Annotated in this window: 9 protein-coding genes; 8 read left to right on the forward strand and 1 reads right to left on the reverse strand. The window is 71.8% G+C overall.

All coding sequences use genetic code 11. The annotated features are described in order from the left end of the window. Positions 1–7 precede the first annotated feature (7 nt). The 4 genes from ptsP to ACXJY8_RS04835 all read left to right on the forward strand — a co-directional run bounded on the left by ptsP (position 8) and on the right by ACXJY8_RS04835 (position 6,951). Positions 8–2,560 carry a phosphoenolpyruvate--protein phosphotransferase gene (gene ptsP, locus ACXJY8_RS04820; RefSeq protein WP_463776721.1) on the forward strand — a complete coding sequence of 851 codons (2,553 nt, stop codon included), beginning with the start codon at positions 8–10 and terminating at the stop codon, positions 2,558–2,560. Continuing rightward, a complete protein-coding gene (pfkB, locus tag ACXJY8_RS04825; RefSeq protein WP_463776724.1) occupies positions 2,557–3,516 on the forward strand; it encodes a 1-phosphofructokinase in 960 nt (319 codons plus the stop codon). Before ptsP ends, pfkB begins: the two co-directional genes overlap by 4 nt. Before the next feature lie 68 nt (positions 3,517–3,584). Next, entirely contained in the window at positions 3,585–5,309 is a 1,725-nt protein-coding gene (locus ACXJY8_RS04830) for a fructose-specific PTS transporter subunit EIIC (RefSeq protein WP_463776728.1), read from the forward strand. Between the two features lie 106 nt (positions 5,310–5,415). Beyond that, on the forward strand, positions 5,416–6,951 hold the full coding sequence (locus ACXJY8_RS04835) for a carbohydrate porin (RefSeq protein ID WP_463776731.1): 1,536 nt from the start codon (positions 5,416–5,418) through the stop codon (positions 6,949–6,951). Between the two features lie 54 nt (positions 6,952–7,005). On the opposite strand, the gene ACXJY8_RS04840 is transcribed toward ACXJY8_RS04835, so the two are convergent. After that, positions 7,006–8,631, reverse strand: coding sequence for a hybrid sensor histidine kinase/response regulator (locus ACXJY8_RS04840; RefSeq protein ID WP_463776734.1), 1,626 nt, complete (start codon positions 8,629–8,631; stop codon positions 7,006–7,008). Positions 8,632–9,006: 375 nt separating this feature from the next. On the opposite strand from ACXJY8_RS04840, the gene ACXJY8_RS04845 reads away from it, so the two are divergent. The 4 genes from ACXJY8_RS04845 to ACXJY8_RS04860 all read left to right on the forward strand — a co-directional run bounded on the left by ACXJY8_RS04845 (position 9,007) and on the right by ACXJY8_RS04860 (position 15,219). Continuing rightward, a complete protein-coding gene (locus ACXJY8_RS04845) occupies positions 9,007–9,336 on the forward strand; it encodes a CsbD family protein (RefSeq protein ID WP_463776736.1) in 330 nt (109 codons plus the stop codon). A gap of 313 nt (positions 9,337–9,649) precedes the next feature. Further along, complete coding sequence (ada, locus tag ACXJY8_RS04850) at positions 9,650–10,744, forward strand: bifunctional DNA-binding transcriptional regulator/O6-methylguanine-DNA methyltransferase Ada (protein WP_463776739.1); 1,095 nt, start codon at positions 9,650–9,652, stop codon at positions 10,742–10,744. 219 nt (positions 10,745–10,963) lie between these two features. Beyond that, positions 10,964–13,300 carry a TonB-dependent receptor family protein gene (locus ACXJY8_RS04855; protein WP_463776745.1) on the forward strand — a complete coding sequence of 779 codons (2,337 nt, stop codon included), beginning with the start codon at positions 10,964–10,966 and terminating at the stop codon, positions 13,298–13,300. A 368-nt stretch (positions 13,301–13,668) separates the two neighbouring features. Then, positions 13,669–15,219, forward strand: a complete 1,551-nt coding sequence (locus ACXJY8_RS04860) for an ABC transporter substrate-binding protein (protein ID WP_463780361.1) — start codon at positions 13,669–13,671, stop codon at positions 15,217–15,219. Positions 15,220–15,344: the final 125 nt, after the last annotated feature.

Here is a 15,344-nt window from a genome sequence, read left to right on the forward strand (position 1 = left end):
GCACGCCATGCTCGCACCGACGCCGACCCTGCCCCCGCGCCTGCTGATCCAGCTCGCCGCCGCCCCGGCCAGCAAGGAGGCGGCGATCCGCGAGGCGGCGCAGCTCCTCGTGGCGGCCGGCTGCATCGAGCCTCCCTACGAGGCGAGCATGCTGCGGCGCGAGGGCGTAGCGAACACCTATCTGGGCCACGGCGTGGTGATCCCGCACGGCATGGTCGACGACCGTCACCACGTCCGCGCCAGCGGGCTCGCGGTGCTGCAGGTGCCGGGCGGGATCGAGTGGCACGACGGCCAGGTCGCGCATCTGGTGGTCGCCATCGCGGCGCAATCGGACACCCACATCACCATCCTGCGCCGGCTGACCCGCCTGATCCAGGACGAGGCGCGCCTCGCCGCCCTGCGCACCACCACCCGCAAGGAGGCGATCGCCGCGGCCCTCACGGAGGACGCGCCCGCCCCCGGGGCGGCCGGCCCGGCCGGCGACCTCCGGCAGCGCTTCGACTGGACGGTCGACTACCCCACCGGCCTCCATGCGCGCCCGGCCGCGCATTGGGTCGAGACCGCCCGCGCCTGTGCCGCCCGGATCCAGGTCCGCCACGGCGCCGAGGTGGCCGATGCCAAGAACCTGATCGCCCTGCTGCAGCTCGGCCTACGCTGCGGCGACGCGGTGACGATCTCGGCGGAGGGCGACGACGAGGCCGGCGCCCTCGCGCGGATCTGCGCGGCGGTGACGGGCCTGAGCGCCGGCGAGAAGGCGGCCGCCAAGGCCGCGGCGGACGCCGCCGCCCGGGCCGCCGGTCCGGTGGCCGGCTGGAACCCCGCCGACGCGCCGCGGGTGCTGGCCGGCATCGGCGCGAGCCCCGGCCTGACCATCGGCCCGATCCACGTGCTGAGCCAGGCCGAACTCGTGGTCCCGGACGCGCCCGAGCCCCTGACCTCCGGCGGCGACCGCCTGCACGCGGCCCTCGCCGCCACCGAGGGCCAGCTCCGGGCGCTGGCCGACGACACCGAGCGCCGCCTCGGCAAGGCCGATGCCGGCATCTTCCGGGCGCAGGGCGAGCTCATCGCCGATACCGACCTGATCACCCTGGCCTGCCAGCTCATGGTGGAGGGCCACGGGGTCGCCTTCGCCTGGAACCAGGCGGTGGAGCGGATGGCCGGCCGGCTCTCGGCCCTGGGCAATCCCGTGCTGGCCGCGCGCGCGGCGGACCTGCGCGACGTCGGCCGCCGGGTGCTGGCGCAGATCGACCCGTCGCTCAAGAGCGGCCACGACCTGCCGGACGCGCCCTGCATCCTCGTCGCCCCCGACCTCGCCCCGTCCGACACCGCCGGGCTCGACCCCGCCCGGGTCATCGGCCTCGCCACCGCCCAGGGCGGCCCGACCTCGCACACCGCGATCCTGGCCCGCACCCTCGGCATCCCCGCCCTGGTGGCGGGCGGCCCCGGCCTGCTCGCCCTGCGGAACGGCACCCCCGCGATCCTCGACGGCGGCACCGGACGCCTCTACCTCGACCCGAGCACGGCCGACCTCGCCTCGGCCCGGGCCTGGCGCGCGCGCCGGCAGGCCGAAGCCGACGAGGAGGCCCGGGCGCGCGCCCTGCCGGCCCGCACCCGCGACGGGCACGCGGTCGCCATCGGGGCCAACGTCAACAACCCCGAGCAGGTCCCCTTCGCCCTGGACCAGGGCGCGGAGGGGGTGGGCCTGATGCGCACCGAGTTCCTGTTCCTCGAGCGCGGCGACACGCCGAGCGAGGACGACCAGTACACCACCTACCGGGCGATGCTGGACGCCCTCGCGGGCCGACCGCTGATCGTGCGCACCCTCGACATCGGCGGCGACAAGCAGGTGGCCCACCTGCACCTGCCGCGGGAGGAGAACCCCTTCCTCGGCGTGCGCGGCGCCCGGCTGCTCCTGCGCCGGCCCGACCTGATGGAGCCGCAGCTGCGGGCCCTCTACCGGGCGGCCCGGGACGGCCTCGCCCCCGGCGCGGCCACCGGCAAGGACGCCCCGCTCTCGATCATGTTCCCAATGATCACCTCGGTGCCGGAGGTGCTGGCGCTGCGCGCCCATTGCGCGCGCATCCGGGCCGAACTCGACGCGCCGGAGCTGCCGCTGGGCATCATGATCGAGGTGCCGGCCGCCGCGATCCAGGCCGATGCCCTCGCCCGGCACTGCGACTTCTTCTCGATCGGCACCAACGACCTGACGCAGTACGCTCTGGCCATCGACCGCCAGAACACCGAGCTCGCGCCCGAGGCCGATTCCCTGCATCCGGCGGTGCTGCGCCTGATCCACATGACCTGCGAGGGCGCGGCCCGGCACAAGCGCTGGGTCGGGGTCTGCGGCGGCATCGCCGGCGACCCGTTCGGCGCCTGCCTCCTCGCCGGGCTCGGCGTCCACGAGCTGTCGATGACCCCGCGCGACGTCGCCTCGGTGAAGGCGCGGCTGCGGGCGAGCGAGATGGGCGCCCTGCGGGCCCTGGCCGCCCGGGCCTGCGCCCAGGAGGACGCGGCGGCGGTGCGGGCGCTGGCCGCCCTCGGCGACGGAGAGCCGGCATGACCCGCGTCGTCACGCTCACCCTCAACCCGGCCCTCGACAGGACCGTGATCCTCGACGACCTGCGGCCCGGCCACGTCCACCGGGCCCGCGGGACCCGCTCGGATGCCGGCGGCAAGGGCGTCAACGTCGCCGCCTGCCTGGCCGACTGGGGCGTGCCTGTGGCGGCCACCGGCCTCCTCGGCGACGGCAATGCCGCGCCGTTCCAGGCCCTGCTGGCGGCCAAGGGCATCGACGACCGCTTCGTCCGGATCCCCGGGGAGACGCGGACCAACCTGAAGCTGTTCGACGCCGGCACCGGCGACACCACCGACGTCAACCTGCCGGGTCTCACGGTCGGTGCCGACGCCCTCGCGGCCGTCCGGGACGTGCTGCGCCGGGCCGTGGAGCCGGGCACCCTGGTGGTGCTGGCCGGCAGCCTGCCGGGCGGCGTCGCGCCGGAGATCTACGCGGAGATCGCCGCCGAGCTGCGGCCGGCCGGCGCCCGCCTCGTCCTCGACGCCTCCGGCCCCGCCCTGGCGGCGGCCCTGGCCGCCCCGGCCGGGGCGCTCCCCTTCGCGGTCAAGCCCAACCGGCACGAGCTTGAGGACTGGGCCGGGCGCTCGCTGCCGGCCCTGGCCGACGTGGTCGAGGCGGCCCATGGCCTCGTGGCGCGCGGCATCCCGCTGGTGGTGGTCTCGCTCGGCCCCGAGGGCGCGCTGTTCGCCACGGCCGAGGGCACGCTCCACGCCCATCCGCCTCCGACCCGGGTGACCAGCACGGTCGGAGCCGGGGACGCCCTCGTGGCCGGCCTCGTCGCCGGCCTGCATGCGGACCTCGACGCGGCCGCGGCCGCGCGCCTCGCCCTGGCCTTCGCCGCCGGCAAGCTCGGCCTGGCCGGCGCCAACCTGCCCGCGCGCGCCACCGTCCTGGCCATCGCCGAGACGGTGCGGATCACGCCGGTCGACGTCCGGGCCTGAGGCACCGGACTTCGGATCATCACCCGGACGCAGCGGCGAACCGGGACACGACGAGACGGGAGGAAGCCATGACGCAGGTGCTCGCAGTGGTGGGCGGTGGGGATCTCGGCCTGCACGCGGTGCTGGCCGGCGAGGCCCTGCGCCGGGCGGCGGGCCGGCGCGACCAGCCCCTCGACCTCGAATTGCGCGGCAAGGGCGTGACCGGCAACGCCCTGAGCGCGGGCGCCATCGCGGCCGCCGATGTGGTGCTGCTGGTGGGCGACGGCGATCTCGACGAGGGCCGCTTCGGCGCCATGCGCCGCGCCCGCATCCGCATCGAGGACGTGCTCACCGACGCCCACGCGGTGCTCGACCGGTTCCTCGCCGGCTCGGGGGAGGCGGGGACGGATACGGCGCCGGGCGGGCGCCGGCGGATCGTCGCCGTCACCTCCTGTCCCACCGGCATCGCCCATACCTTCATGGCCGCCGAGGGCATCCAGGCGGCGGCCGAGGCCCTCGGCCACGAGGTCCGGGTGGAGACGCAAGGGTCGGTCGGCGCCCGCGACGCCCTCACGGCCGCCGAGATCGCAGCCGCCGACATCGTGCTGATCGCCGCCGATACCGGCGTCGACCGCACGCGCTTTTCCGGAAAGCGGCTCTACGCCACCACCACCAAGGCGGCGATCCGCGACGGCAAGGGGCTGCTCGCCACGGCGCTGGCCGAGGCGCAGCACCAGCCCGCCGCCGGACCCGCGCCCGCCGAAGCCGACGGCCCGGCCCGGCCCGCGCCGGCGGAGACGAAGGCGGGCGCCTACAAGCACCTGATGACCGGCGTCTCGTTCATGCTGCCCTTCGTGGTGGCGGGCGGCCTGCTCATCGCCCTGGCCTTCGCCATCGGGGGCATCGACGCGATGAAGCCCGATCAGGCCGGCACCCTGGGCTTCGCCCTGGGCGAGATCGGCGCCAAGGCGGCCTTCGCCCTGATCGTGCCGGTGCTGGCCGGCTACATCGCCTTCTCCATCGCGGACCGGCCCGGCATCGCGCCGGGCATGATCGGCGGCATGCTCGCCGCCAACCTGCAGGCCGGCTTCCTCGGGGGCATCGCGGCGGGCTTCATCGCCGGCACGACCACGGCCTTCCTCAACCGCCACATCCGCCTGCACCGGAACCTGGAGGGGCTGAAGCCCGTCCTGATCCTGCCCCTGCTGGCCACCGCGATCACCGGCCTGCTCATGGTCTACGTGGTCGGCGTGCCGGTGGCGGCGATCCTGGCGGCGCTCACGGACTGGCTGAAGGGCATGCAGGGGACGAGCGCCGTGGTGCTCGGCCTGGTGCTTGGCGGCATGATGGCGGTGGACATGGGCGGCCCGGTCAACAAGGCCGCCTACGCCTCGGCCGCCGCGCTGATCGCGTCGGGCATCACCGCGCCCATGGCCGCCGTGATGATCGGCGGCATGACGCCCCCGCTCGGGATCGCGCTCGCCACCCGCCTGTTCCCGGGCCGCTTCTCGAAGCCCGAGCGCGAGGCCGGCGGCGCGGCCGCCGTGCTCGGCGCGGCCTTCATCACCGAGGGGGCGATCCCGTTCGCGGCGGCCGATCCCCTGCGGGTCATCCCCTCCATGGTGGCGGGGTCGGCGCTGGCCGGCGCCGTGGCCCTGAGCCTCGGGGTCGAACTGAAGGTGCCCCATGGCGGCCTGTTCGTCCTGCCCATCCCCAATGCGGTGACCAATGTCCCGGGCGCCCTGATCGCCCTCGCGACCGGCACCCTCGTCACCGGGCTGCTCGTCGGCCTGCTCAAGAAGCGCGCCGCCTGAGGCCGCTCCCCCGCGCGGGGGACCGATCCGGCCGCGGGACGGCCGGCCACGATCACCCGGCGCCAAGACCGGGAACGCGAAGACGACGACCGACGGGGGATGGCGGATGAGCAAGGGATGGAGGGCGGCCGCATTCGGCCTCGGCCTGGCAGCGCTGACGCCGGCCCCGGATGCGCGGGCGCAAGTGACGCGAGAGCAGGAGACGCCAAGTCTGAAGACGCGAGGGCAGGAGATCCTGGCGGTGCAGGCCGACGGGATCGGCGTGCCCGGCCCGCTCCGGCGCCCGGCCCTGCGGCGCCCGCCGGCCCGGCCGGACGGCCAGGACATCACCGGCGCCGAGAGCGCGGCCGGCGCCGCCGACACCCTCGGCCAGAGCGCGACCCCCGCGACCCTGCCCGCCGGCGTGTTCGACCTCGGCAACGGCCTCGCGCTCAGCGCCAACTACACCGGCCAGGCCGCCGCCAACCCGGTCGGCGGCATCCGCCAGGGGGCGGCCTATGCCGGCCAGCTCTTCTTCGGCATCGACGCCGACCTGAACCGCCTCGCCGGCATCGCGGGCGGCGCCCTCCACGTCGCCGTCACCAACCGCCACGGCGACAACCTCGCGGGCGACTACATCGGCAACAACACCTCGGTGCAGGAGATCTTCGGCGGCGGCCAGACCACCCGGCTGACGCTGCTGAGCTACGAGCAGAAGCTGTTCGACGACCGGCTCGTGGTCGAGTTCGGCCGGCTGGTGGCGAACATCGCCTTCCTGAACTCGCCGATCTACTGCAATTTCCAGTCGAATTCCGCCTGCGGCAACCCGACCTTCGTGTTCAAGACCTCGAACTTCACCTTCTGGCCGGTCTCGAGCTGGGGCGCCCATGCCAAGGCCTGGCTCACCGACCGGGTGTTCGTCCATGCGGGCGTCTACGAGGTCAATCCGCGCCACCAGCAGCCCGGCGACAACGGCCTCGACTTCTCCACCCGCGGCGCCACCGGGGCGATCCTGCCGTTCGAGCTCGGCTATTCCACCACCTTCGCCAACGATCCCCTGCCGCGCAACTACGGCATCGGCGGCTGGTTCGACGCCTCGGACTACGCCGACCCGGTGCGCGACGTCACCGGCCAGCGGGCGGTGCTCACCGGTCTCGCGCCGGCGACCCGGTTCGGACGCTCGGGCGTCTATGCCCGCTTCGACCAGATGGTCTGGCGGCCCGATCCCGGCGGCATCCAGGGGCTGACCCTGTTCGGCGTCGCCATGGCGGGCACTTCCGGCCGCCTCGTGGAGGATTATTTCCTGGAGATCGGCGCCCTCCAGACCGGCACCTTCGCGAACCGGCCGTTCGACACCCTCGGCTTCGTGATCAACACCCAGCGCTTCAGCCCGCTCGCCCTGTCGAACATCACGCTCGCGCAGACCGCGCTCGGCCTCGATCGGACGATCCCCCGCCAGCAGGTCATGATGGAGCTGAACTACGGCATCCAGGTCACGCCCGCGATCCGGCTGACGCCGAACCTGCAATACATCCTCAACCCGGACCAGACCCGGTTCCCGTACTACAGAAAGAACATTCCCGACGCCCTGGTCGTCGGCGCCAAGCTGTCGGTGGACCTCTTCACCCTGGCCGGGCTGGCACGGGGCCCCGGGCAGAACTGAGGGAGCCGGGGGAAAGGCCCGCCCCCCGACCGCGGCCGTGGCGTCCGCGCCGCCTCAGCCGACGCCGGTGGGACCGTCGATCACGCGCCGTACGCGCCGGGCCAGCTCCAGGCGCTTGTAGGGCTTGTTGATGATCTCGAACTCCGTGCCGCCGGCATCGGTGCGCTCCAGGGACGCCTCCGCATAGCCGGTGGTCAGCAGCACCTTGATCCGGGGCTGGCGCTCGCGCGCGGCGCGGGCCAGCATCACGCCGTTCATCCCGCCCGGCATGATCAGGTCGGTGAACAGGAGATCGATGCGCCGCTCGCCGTCGAGGATCTCGAGGGCGGCTCTCGGGCCGTCGGCCACGAGGACCTTGTAGCCGAAATCCTCCAGGATGATGCCCGCGGTCTCGGCCACGTCCGCCCGGTCGTCGACCACCAGGACCGTCTCGGTCCCGTGCCGGTCCGCGGCTCGCTGCGAGGCCTTGCGCTCCTCCTCGATCTTCTGGTCGCTCGCCGGGAACAGCAGGCGCACGGTCGTGCCGTGCCCGACCTCGGAGTAGATCTTCACCGAGCCGCCGGACTGCTTGGCGAAGCCGTAGACCATCGCCAGTCCGAGTCCGGTGCCCTTGCCCTCGCCCTTGGTGGTGAAGAACGGCTCCATCACGCGGTGCAGAATCTCGGGCGGCATGCCGCTCCCCGTATCGGTGACGGAGACCACGACGTAGGCGCCCGGCCCGACGGTCTTGAACAGGGCGGCATCCTCGTCCTCGACGAGGAGGTTCTCGGTCTTCACCGTGACGGTGCCGCCGTCCGGCATCGCGTCGCGCGCGTTCAGCATCACGTTGAGCAGCGCCACCTCGGCCTGGGTCGGGTCGATGCGGGTGTTCCAGAGGTCGGTCAGCAGGTCCTGGCGCAGGGTGATGTGGTCCCCCAGCGTGCGCTCGGCCATCTCGCTCATGCTGTGGACGAGGCCGTTGAGGTTGAGGAGCCGGCCCTCCAGGCGCTGCTTGCGCGAGAAGGCGAGGAGCTGGTGGGTCAGCTTGGCGGCGCGCTCGGAGGCGTCGCGGACCGCCTCTCCGGCCCGGCGCAGGCGCCCGATGTCGATGTCGGGATGGTCGACCAGGGCGAGCATGACCTCGTTGTGCCCGGAGATCACCTGCAGCAGGTTGTTGAAGTCGTGGGCGATACCGCCGGTGAGCTGGCCCAGGCTCTCCATCTTCTGGGCCTGGTGCAGGGATTCCTCCGCGTCGCGCCGGCGCGAGACGTCGAGCTGCGAGCCGAAGAAGTAGACCAGGTCGCCCGACCGGTTGAACACCGGGGAGACGAAGAGGGCATTCCAGAACGAGGAGCCGTCCTTGCGGTAATTGATGATCTCGGTCGAGAACTCGCGCTGTTCCTCGATGGCGAGGCGCAGTTCGGCGACCACCTCGCGGTCCGTCTCCGCACCCTGGAGAAAGCGGCAGTTCGTGCCGATCAGCTCGTCGCGGGTGTAGCCGGTCATGCGCTCGAAGGCGCGGTTGACGAAGATGATCGGGTTGTCCGCCTGATGCGGATCCGTGACGATCATCGGCATCCGCGTGGTCTCGACGGCCGCGAAGAAGATGTCGTGATGTTGATCGATGACACCCGAAGGACCGCTGCCGGTGACGGGCGTCTTCGGGCCGTATGTCTTCGGCTTCTCGGGGGAAGTCGGCAAATCGAAGCTCCGGTATTCGAGACACCGAGGCGTCTTGAACCATTCCAGATGGTCAGATGCCATACGGTGCAAGACCGGTGAATGGCGATTGAACAAAAGTTGAACCCATGGTCGCGGCGTCGTCGTCGCAGGCTGACTTTACCAGCCGCGTATCGGGGGTCGGCCTCACGCTGACGATGCGGACGGCGCAGGACTGCCGGGCCGGCCTGATCGCCGGCGCCGGCCGGCTGGTGCATCCGTACCAGGCATCCTGCCGAGAAATCGCGGCCGCGACCGGAACAGGATTGCGCACAACCCGTTCGTGGACGGTGACCGACGCGCCCCGGCACCTGTCCGGCCCGGCGACCTTCCTGCGCACAAAGATTGGAGAACATCATGGTCGATACCAACCGCGTGACGGGCGCCGCCCGGGACCTCGCCGGCAAGGCCCAGGGCGCCCTCGGCGACCTAGTCGGATCACACGAGGACTCGGTGAAGGGACGCCTGCGCGAAGCCCAGGGTTCGGCGGAAAACCTCTACGGCCAGGCCAAGGACGCCGTCCGGACTGTGGCCGACGAGGTCTCGGACTATGCCGAGGACGCCTACGACCAGGGCAAGCGCCAGTTGCACGAGGTTCACGAGCGCTCCGTCGAGTGGCCGCACGCCTCGCTGCTCGTCGCCGGCCTCGTCGGCTTCGGCCTCGGCCTCCTCGTCAGCAAGATCTGACGCGCCCGCTTTCCGCCACCGACCCCTCCGGGGAGTCCTTCTCGGCCGCCACTGACGATCTGGCCGATCGAGATCGGGACTCCTCGCCTCTCGCGGCCCGAGCGTCGGCGACGCGGCGAGGGGTGGGCACCTGCGGCTCGAAGAAGGGCGACGATCCCCGCGCAGGATCTTGTGCCCTCGGCTGCACAGGAATCGACGTGGCGCGGATTTGAAAGCAAGGATCGGGATGCGCCCCGGATGCCATTCGGGTCAGAAGTCCGTGACCGAGCCGGTTCCTGCGGATTCCGGCGGCCGACGACGGAGGACGTCCCAGATGCAGCGCGCCGAAGCGGATCCCCGGCCCCAGGCCTCCGACCCATCCGAGAGCGCGAGCGCCCAGCAATGGGCCGCGCTCGCGGCTCGGGATCCCGACGCGGACGGCCGGTTCGTCTATGCGGTGCGCACCACCGGCGTGTATTGCCGACCGAGTTGCCCGTCGCGGGCGGCGCACCCGGACAATGTCAGCTTCCACCCCACCTGCGCGGCGGCGGAGGCGGCGGGCTTCCGCCCGTGCCGGCGCTGCCGGCCGAACGAGGCCCCGCTGGCGGAACGGCAGGCGGCGGCGATCGCCCGGGCCTGCCGCCTGATCGACGCGGCCGAGACCATGCCGGCCCTCGATGCCCTGGCGTCCGCGGCGGGCCTGAGTGCCTTCCATTTCCACCGCGTCTTCCGGAGGGTCACCGGCATCACGCCGAAGGCCTATGCGGCGGCCCGGCTCGCCGAGCGCATCGCCCGGCGCCTGCCGGAGGCCGAGACGGTGACCGAGGCGGTGTTCGCGGCCGGCTACAACGCCTCGAGCCGGTTCTATGCCCAGGGCTCCGGGCGGCTCGGCATGAGCCCTTCCGTCTACCGGAAGGGCGGTCCCGGCACCGCCATCCGCTTCGCGGTGGCCGCGTGCTCCCTCGGCGCGCTCCTCGTCGCGGCGACCGCGCGGGGGGTCTGCGCCATCCTCCTCGGCGACGATCCCAACGCCCTGGTGCGCGATCTCCAGGACCGCTTCCCGCGGGCCGATTTGTCACCGGGGGACGCGGATTTCGACCTCTGGGTGGCGGCGATCGTCGGTTTCGTCGAGACACCCGGGCGCGGTCTCGACCTGCCCCTCGACATCGGTGGCACCGTCTTCCAGCAGCGGGTCTGGGAGGCCCTGCGCGCCGTTCCGGTCGGAACCACCACGACCTATGCCGCAATCGCCCGGGCCATCGGCGCACCCAAAGCCACGCGCGCCGTGGCCCAGGCCTGCGGAGCCAACCGCCTGGCCGTCGTCGTTCCCTGCCACCGGGTGGTGCGCTCGGACGGGGCGCTCTCCGGCTATCGCTGGGGCGTCGCGCGCAAGCGGGCGCTGCTCGACCGCGAGGCGGGCGCAGGATGAGACCGTCGCGGCGGGGCGAGGCCGGGTCGGGCGCCCCGCGTGGTATGGGGGCCACAGGTGACGACCGCAGGGTGTCGGCCCCGTCGCCGGCCGAGGCCGGATGGGTTATAAGTCCCACCGACGATCGAGGGTGACGGAAGCGGGACGCGTCCGGGCGACCGCGCATCCTCCTCGCCCGACGCGGCGTCATCCGCACGCACTCCCGTGGTCGCAATCGGCATGGCCGCTGTCATCCCCCTGTACCGCCCGGCCATCCTGCGCCGGGCCCGGTGCCTCTGGCTCGGAGCCGTGGCCGCCCTGCCGTGGTCCATCGACCTGCACGCTCAGGACGCGGCGGGCGTGCGCCTTGAGGAACTCACGGTCACGGCCGAGGGGCGGCCGGTGCCGGCGTCCGTGCCCTTCGGCGTCGCGGCGCCCCCCGGCTCGGGTCCACCGGTGATCGAGCAGCCCCTGGGCGCTGCGGCCACGCGGGTGGGCCGTGCCGGTACGATCGACGACCGTCCGGCCACGAGCATCGGCTCGGTGCTGACGGACAGCCCCGGCGTCTCCGCGCGCCAGGGCAATGGCGGGCGCGACGTGGTGATCTCCATCCGCGGCAACAATGCCCGCTCCACCGGCGTCATCCGCAACATGGTCGTGCTGGAGGACGGCTTCGTCCTGACCCAGCCGGACGGCGCCTCGCGCTTCGACCTCGTCGATCCCCGAGCCTACAGCCGCATCGACGTGTTCCGAGGCCCGCAATCGGCGCTGTTCGGCAACTACGCCACCGGCGGCGCACTCGCCTTCCGGACCCGGACGGGCCGCGAGATCGACGGCTTCGAGATCGGCACCGATGCGGGCAGCTTCGGCTATCTCAGCACTTATTTCACGGTGGGCGGGGTCAGCGGCCCCGTCGAGATCAGCCTGTTCGCCAGCGACGTCCGCGCCGGCGGCTACCTCGACCACACCGCCTACGACACCCAGACGGTCAACCTGCTCGCGAGCTTCACGCCGACGCCTGACAACCGCTTCACCCTGAAGGTGATCAACAACCAGCTGGAGGCCGATCTGGCGGCGCGCGCCGCCCTCGACGGGTACCGGATCAACCCCTACCAGCGCGGCTGCGCCCGCGCCGCGACCGCCGCGCCGGGCTGCACCCTGACGAACCTCCTGCGCAACGGCACCTTCGGCGCCACGGTGCCGGTGACTACCGCAGAGGGCGGGTTCGGACGCGACGACCGGCGCACCGTCGTGGCCCTGCGCTGGGAGCACGACCTCGACGCGCAGACGTCCTGGCGCACCCAGCTCGGCTTCGACGAGCGCAACTTCGATCAGCCGTTCTACACCGCGGCCGTCCGCGGCAGCTATCCGTCCCTGACCTTCCTCACGGACCTGACCCGGCGCTACGACCTGATGGGCCTGCCGGCCGTGGGCTACGTGGCCTTCACCTCCGAGATCCTCGACAACCACGTGACGACCTTCAACCGGGCACCGGGGGCGGGGCGACCGGCGCTCGGCGCCCTGATCGGCGACCTGCGCGGCGACCAGACCAATCTCGGCGGGCGGGCCCGCACCGAGGTGGCGCTCTCCGAGCACTGGACCGGACTCGTCGGGCTCAGCGCGACGAACACCACGATCACCGGCCGCAACCTCGCCTACGCCTATTCGGAGGCCGGGCGGACCAGTTCGGCGGTCGACGCGGCGCGCAGCTTCCTCAACGTCGCGCCGGAGCTCGCCATCGTCTACCGGCCCCAGGAGGCCTGGAGCCTGCGCGGGCGAATCGCTACCGGCTACGCCACGCCGACGGGCAGCAACCTGTTCGTCACCAGCGCGGGGCTGCCCGGCAACAACACGCAGCTCCAGGCGCAGGAGAACCTCGGCTTCGACCTCGGGGCCGACTGGACGCCGGCGGAATCCCTGCGGATCAGCCTGACGGGCTTCTACGAGTTCTTCCGCAACGAATTGCTGTCGCAGTCGCCGGGCGGGGGCCGGCTGAACTACTTCGTCAATGCCCCGGCCTCCGAGCATCGCGGCGTCGAACTCGGCGGCGAATGGGCCTTCGCGCCGGGCTGGCGCGGGACGCTGGCCTACAGCTTCGACGACCAGATCTACACGCGCTTCTTCGAACAGCTCAGCGCCGGTCCCTTCACGGCGCGCTTCGACCGGGCGGGCAGGGCGATCCCGGGCGTGCCCGCGCACCAACTCCTCGCGCGGGTCGGCTACGACCAGGTCGGCGGTCCCCTCGACGGCCTCGGCGCCTTCCTGGAGACCGTGGTCCAGGACGGCGTCTTCATCGACAACGGGAACCTCCTGCGGACGCCCGGCTACGCCGTGCTCAACGCCAACATCCACTACGCCACGGCGCTGGCGGGTGGCTACGCTAAGCGCCTCAGCCTCTACCTGGAGGTCCGCAACCTCCTCGACACGACCTATATCGGCTCTGCCCAGAACCTCACCAGCACCCTCAGCCGGACCACCGGCCTGGAGAACGGCGCGGCCGTCCTCGCCGGCACGACGGGGGCGATCTTCGCCGGAGCCCCACGCAATCTCGTCGGGGGTCTGAAGCTGTCGTTCTGAGCGACCGGGCGGTCTCGGAGCGTAGCCGAGCCGGAATGCCTACAGCGCAGGCTTCCCAAAGAGATTCCGGAGAGATTCCAGCGTCGCCTGCACGTCTTTCAAGCAGATTTCGCATCGGCGACCCACCTCGGATCGCCCTGATTATTCTTGCGGCAGGGCACCTGCGCGTCTGGAAAGCAGAGGCACAACAGGCGCGCAGGGCACGGACGCACCCGGTTCTTGAGAATTTCGGGCGCGTTGGCCGAGGGATTGCATTCACGGCTTCGTCAAGCCGTCCGCAGCCCCTGGAAACCTGTCGCCGCATGTTCGCTTCCGTCTCCCGCCGGTCGAAATCCCGCCTCCTGGCCGCCGCCCTGCTGTCGGGGGCGATGATGCCCGCGGCCCTCGCCCAGGGCGTGCTCAAGATCGGCATGACCGCCTCCGACATCCCCCTCACCACGGGCCAGGCCGACAATGGCGGCGAGGGCATGCGGTTCACGGGCTACACGGTCTATGACGGCCTCATCAATTGGGACCTCTCCTCGGCCACGAAGCCCTCCGTGCTGGTACCGGGCCTCGCCACGAGCTGGACCGTCGACCCCGCCGACAACACCAAATGGACCTTCAAGCTGCGCGAGGGCGTGACCTTCCACGACGGCTCGCCCTTCACCGCCGAGTCGGTGGTGTGGAACCTCGACAAGCTCCTGAAGACCGATGCGCCGCAATTCGACCCGCGCCAGTCCGCCCAGGGGCGCTCGCGCATCCCGGCGGTGGCGAGCTACCGCGCCGTGAATCCGACCACCCTCGAGGTGATCACCAAGAACCCCGACGCGACGCTGCCCTATCAGATCGCCTGGATCATGATCTCGTCACCGACCCAGTGGGAGAAGGTCGGCAAGAGCTGGGACGCCTTCGCCAAGACTCCGGCCGGCACCGGCCCCTGGAAGCTGACCCTGTTCGCCCCGCGCGAGCGGGCCGAGATGGTGCCCAACAAGGAATACTGGGACAAGGGCCGGGTGCCGAAGCTCGACAAGCTCGTGCTCGTGCCGCTGCCCGAGGCCAATGCCCGCGTGGCGGCGCTCCGGTCCGGCCAGGTCGACTGGATCGAGGCGCCTCCGCCGGACGCGGTGGCCTCCCTCAAGGCGGCCGGTTTCGGGATCGTCACCAATGCCTACCCGCACAACTGGACCTGGCACCTCTCCCGCGCGGAGGGCTCGCCCTGGAACGACATCCGCGTGCGCAAGGCGGCCAACCTCGCGGTGGACCGCGAGGGCATGAAGGAATTGCTCAACGGGCTGATGATCCCGGCCCAGGGCTTCATGCCGCCGGGCTCGGCCTGGTTCGGCAACCCGAGCTTCAAGCCGACCTACGATCCGGAGGCCGCCAAGAAGCTCCTGGCTGAGGCCGGCTACGGCCCCAACAAGCCCATCGTCACCAAGATCCTGATCGCACCCTCGGGCTCGGGCCAGATGCAGCCCCTGCCGATGAACGAGTTCATCCAGCAGAACCTCGCGGATGTCGGCATCAAGGTCGAGTTCGAGGTGGTCGAGTGGAACACGCTCATCAACCTGTGGCGCGCGGGCGCCAAGTCCGACATGTCGCGCAAGGCGACGGGGATGAACTTCTCCTACTTCATCCAGGACCCCTTCACGGGCTTCATCCGCCATCTCCAGTGCAACCTGGCCGCGCCCACCGGCACCAACTGGGGCCATTACTGCGACCCCGAGATGGACAAGCTCTTCGACCAGGTCCGCACCACCTTCGACCCGGCCGAGCAGACCAGGGTCCTTGAGAAGGTCCACGAGAAATACGTCAACGACGCCCTGTTCCTGATGGTGGCCCACGACACCAACCCGCGCGCCATGAGCTACAAGGTGAAGGGCTTCGTGCAGGCGCAGAACTGGTTCCAGGACTTCTCGCCGATCTCAATGGGCAAGTGACGGAGCGGGTGATGCGAATGTGCGCGCGCACGAACCCTCCCCCTCGCGGTGGTCGTGTTCATACTTCGCGCGGGCTGCGCGGGTCCCCTCTCCTGGAAGGAGAGGGACAGGGTGAGGTGCGTGAC

Source organism: Methylobacterium sp. TK31, assembly GCF_055361545.1.